Annotated in this window: 4 protein-coding genes; all 4 read left to right on the top strand. The window is 33.1% G+C overall.

The genetic code is table 11. The features are described 5' to 3' along the window. Positions 1-222 precede the first annotated feature (222 nt). Positions 223-1,125, top strand: coding sequence for a bifunctional enoyl-CoA hydratase/phosphate acetyltransferase (locus tag VK998_RS08515; RefSeq protein ID WP_325227616.1), 903 nt, complete (start codon positions 223-225; stop codon positions 1,123-1,125). Between the two features lie 59 nt (positions 1,126-1,184). Beyond that, positions 1,185-2,282, top strand: coding sequence for a histidinol-phosphate transaminase (gene hisC / locus VK998_RS08520; RefSeq protein WP_325227620.1), 1,098 nt, complete (start codon positions 1,185-1,187; stop codon positions 2,280-2,282). Positions 2,283-2,288: 6 nt separating this feature from the next. Beyond that, positions 2,289-3,380, top strand: a complete 1,092-nt coding sequence (gene buk / locus VK998_RS08525; RefSeq protein WP_325227622.1) for a butyrate kinase — start codon at positions 2,289-2,291, stop codon at positions 3,378-3,380. A gap of 163 nt (positions 3,381-3,543) precedes the next feature. Continuing rightward, positions 3,544-4,587 (top strand): Glu/Leu/Phe/Val family dehydrogenase (locus tag VK998_RS08530; protein WP_325227624.1); only part of this gene is annotated, 1,044 nt, incomplete at its 3' end.

Here is a 4,587-nt window from a genome sequence, read left to right on the forward strand (position 1 = left end):
TTGGAGCATTAGTTGAAGCCATGGATTTAAAAGATATTGACTGGGAAAAAGCAATAAGGGATAATGTAAAAGAAAGATTTATTGATATAAATATAAAAGCATTCAATAGAGGAAAAGATGCTGTATAGTTATTAATAATAAAACAAATTGTTCAGTAAGAAATGATAACTTCTTACTGAGCAATTGTTTTAAAACTAAAATTTGATATTAGGGAGAGTAATTATGGTAATCAATAATTTTAATCAATTGATAAAAAAAGTTAGCAACTTCGAAAAGACAAGAAAAGTAGCTGTAGTAGTTGCTGAAGATGAACATACTCTAGAAGCTGTATTTAAAGCTAATGATGAGAGAATTGTAGAACCTATACTAATTGGAAACAAGGAAAGAATAAAAGAAATATTAGATCGAAAAAACTATTGTTTAGATGATGAATTTATTATAGATGTAGAAAATGATAGAGCTGCTGCTTATAAAGCTGTAGAATTAGTCAATAGTAATAAAGCTGATTTTATAATGAAAGGAAAAATTCAAACTGCCGACTTATTAAAGGCTGTTGTAGACAAGGAAAAAGGTATTAGGACAGATAGACTTATGTCTCATTTTGCAATTTTAGAAATACCTACTTACCATAAATTGTTAGTTATCACTGATGGAGGTATGGTTATGTATCCAAATCTTGAAGAAAAAAAGCAAATAATTCAAAATGCAGTAGACGTAATGCTATCCCTTGGTTATAAAAGCCCTAAGATAGGAGTTTTGACAGCAGTAGAAAAAGTTAATCCTAAGATGCCGGAAACAGTTGATGCAGCTGAACTAAAGAAAATGAATGAAAATGGCCAAATTAAAAATTGTATTATAGAAGGTCCAATATCATATGATTTATCTATGAATAAAGAATCTGCTGAAACAAAGGGTTTCCATAGTCCAGTTGTTGGAGACGTAGATATATTATTGACTTCTAATATTACAGCAGGTAATACTTTAGCAAAATCTCTTATATATTCAGGTAATTCTAAAATGGCAGGATTTATTGTAGGATCAAAAGTACCTGTGGTATTGACATCCAGAGGTTCTTCAACAGAAGAAAAATACTTGTCTTTAGTACTATCAGCAGCTGCAGTTTAAAGGTTATGAGATTATAAATTTTTTAGCTATTACTATTAATTATAAAGGAGAATGATAATATGTCTAAAAGCTTATTTAAAAAGGAATTATCTAAATTACAACCATATGTGCCTGGCAAGCCTATAGAAGAAGTACAAAAGGAATTTGGAATAGATGAAGTTGTAAAACTGGCTTCCAATGAAAATCAATTGGGACCATCTCCAAAAGCTGTTGAAGCAATTAAGAAAGAGCTAAATAATATAAATATTTATCCAGATCCAGGAGTTATGGAGTTAAGACGAGAATTAGCCAATAAGCATAGTTTAGAAGTGGGAAATATAGTTGTTGGAAATGGTGGAGAGCAAATATTACAAATAATTGCAGAGACTTTCATAAATCCAGGGGATGAGCTTGTAACATCAAATACTACCTTTACTATTTTAGGAATTTGGGTAGAGCATATGGGTGGAAAAAATGTTACTGTTCCTATGGACAAATATAAACAAGATTTTAAAGGATATATAGAAAAGATAAATAGTAATACTAAGCTAATATATGTTTGTAATCCAAATAATCCTTTAGGAAATATAATGACAAAGGATGAAGTTGAATATCTTGTGGAAAATGTCCCAGAAGATGTAGTTTTAGTATTTGATGAAGCATATTATGATTTCGCTAAAGTCAATCCGGATTATCCTGAAACATTGGATATATTGAAGAAAAGACCAAATACTATTATATTACGAACCTTTTCAAAGGTAACAGGAATTGCAGGTGTACGTGTAGGATATGTACTTACATCAGAGGAGATTGCTACTGAAATGAGCAAAGTTAAAGGCACTTTCAATGTAAATAGACTTGCACAGGCTGCAGCTATTGGAGCATTAAAGGATGAAGAGCATATAAACAAAACGGTAGAATTGAACTATAGATCCTTAGGTATGATGGAAGAGTGCTTTGAAGATCTTGGACTTGAATATATAAAATCAAATACTAATTTCGTATTTGTAAATGTAAATAAGGATTCTAAGGCAGTATCTCAGGAATTATTAAAGAGAGGTATAATAATAAAGGCAGGTAATATTTGGGGCTGGGATACCTGGTTAAGAATAAGCACGGGAACAGTAGAACAAACGGAGAAATTCATAACTGAACTTAAAGCAGTATTAAACAAATAAATATTTATGAAGGAAGAAAGGAGATCTATGATGTGCTATAATATATTGGCTATTAATCCAGGTTCGACTTCAACTAAGATAGCATTATATGAAGATGAAAAAGAAGTTTTTACTGAAACCTTAGATCACCCTGTGGAAATTATTGAAAAATTTGATAATGTTCAAGAACAATATAAGATGAGAAAAGACTTAGTAATGACATTTTTAGAAGAAAAAGGCTACGATATTAGTAAACTATCTGCAGTAGTAGGAAGAGGTGGCATGCTTCCACCAGTAAAATCTGGAGCCTATATAGTGAATGAAGTAATGCTAGATACTCTTAAGAATAGACCAGCTATGGAGCATGCTTCAAATTTGGGGGCTCCCATTGCTTATGCAATAGCAAAAACTGCTGGGGTTAAGGCCTATATATATGATTCAGTAAGAACTGATGAATTACACGATATAGGCAGGATATCTGGTATGCCTGATATAGAGAGAACTAGTACTTGTCATGTATTAAACACTAGAGCTATGGCTATAAAGGCAGCAAAAAAACGAGGTAAAAGTTATCAAGATATGAATATGGTTGTTGCCCACTTAGGTGGTGGAATATCGCTAAATGTCCATGAAAAAGGACATATAGTAGATATAATCTCTGATGATGAAGGGCCATTTTCTCCTGAGAGGGCTGGTAGGGTTCCGTGTAGGCAACTTATAGAATTATGTTATTCCGGTAAATACGATAAGGAAACAATGCATAGAAAATTAAGAGGTAATGGAGGATTAAAAGCTTACCTAAACACATTAGATGCAAGAGAAGTCGAGAAGATCATCGAAGATGGAGATGAAGAAGCTAAGTTAATTTATGAAGCAATGGCTTATCAGGTGGCTAAAGGTATAGGAGAACTTGCAACAGTGGTGGAAGGTAAAGTAGATCTAATTATTTTAACAGGAGGAATTGCCTATTCTAAAATGATGACTTCTTGGATTAAAAAGCGGGTAGAGTATATTGCACCAGTTGAAATAATGCCAGGTGAAAATGAAATGGAATCCTTAGCTTATGGAATATTGAGGGTATTAAATGGAGAAGAAGAGGCTAGGGAATATATTGAATAGAAGATAAAAAAGTTAATTTTAATTATATTTGTTTCTACTTGAACTTATTTTATCTCAATGATAAAATGGATATGTGAGAAATTAAATAACAAAGATATTTGTAAAATAAATTTGGTTGAATTGAAAACCTTTTCACAGACCAAATAAAGGGAGGTATAGTTTAATGGCAAAAGAAAGTTTAAACCCATTAGAGAGTGCTCAGAAACAAGTGAAAGCAGCTTGTGATGCTTTAGGACTAGAACCAGCTGCATATGAAATATTAAAGGAACCTCAAAGGATGATTGAAGTTTCAATACCAGTAAAGATGGACGATGGAACTATGAAGATTTTTAAAGGTTATAGAGCGGTACATAATGACGCTATAGGACCTGGTAAAGGAGGAGTTAGATTCCATCCAGGAGTAAATCCAGATGAAGTAAAAGCTCTATCTGTTTGGATGACATTTAAATGCGGTGTTATGGGCGTTCCTTATGGTGGAGGAAAAGGTGGAATCACCGTTGATCCATTAAGTTTATCTCAAGGAGAATTAGAAAGACTTTCAAGAGGTTATATAAGAGGACTTTATAAATATTTAGGTGAAAAAATAGACGTACCAGCTCCAGACGTAGGAAGTAATGGACAGGTTATGGCTTGGATGGTTGACGAATACAATAAATTAACAGGCGGCTCAAATCTTGGAGTAGTTACTGGGAAGCCAGTAGAATGGGGCGGTTCAAAAGGTAGGAATGAAGCTACAGGATTTGGTGTTTCAGTAATTGCAAGAGAGGCAGCTAGAGAATTAGGCATTGAAATGAAAGGTGCAAAAGTAGCTATACAAGGCTTTGGAAACGTAGGAAGCTATACAGTTAAAAATGTTCAAGGTCAAGGAGCTACAATAGTAGCAGTTGGTGAGTGGGCACCATCAGTAGGTACCTATGCTCTATACAATGAAGATGGCTTAGATTTTGCTGATATGAAAGCTTATATGGATGAACATAAGAATTTAGTTGGATATCCAAAAGCTAAACAAATATCCCTAGATGAATTCTGGAAATTAGAAGTTGATATACTTATACCAGCAGCATTAGAAAATGCGGTAACTGTAGAAGTAGCAGAAAAGATCAATGCTAAATTAGTATGTGAAGCAGCCAATGGACCAATAACTCCAGATGCTGATAAAGTTTTAGCAAAAAGAGGAATTCCTGTTACACCAGATATTTTAACAAAT

The sequence above is a fragment of the Schnuerera sp. genome (assembly GCF_035459645.1).
Classification (GTDB): domain Bacteria; phylum Bacillota; class Clostridia; order Tissierellales; family Tepidimicrobiaceae; genus Schnuerera.

Excerpts from the sequence above, each read along its gene's own strand:
- VK998_RS08515 (WP_325227616.1), top strand. The coding sequence starts at position 223 with ATGGTAATCAATAATTTTAATCAATTGATAAAAAAAGTTAGCAACTTC.
- hisC (WP_325227620.1), top strand. The coding sequence starts at position 1,185 with ATGTCTAAAAGCTTATTTAAAAAGGAATTATCTAAATTACAACCATAT.
- buk (WP_325227622.1), top strand. The coding sequence starts at position 2,289 with ATGAAGGAAGAAAGGAGATCTATGATGTGCTATAATATATTGGCTATT.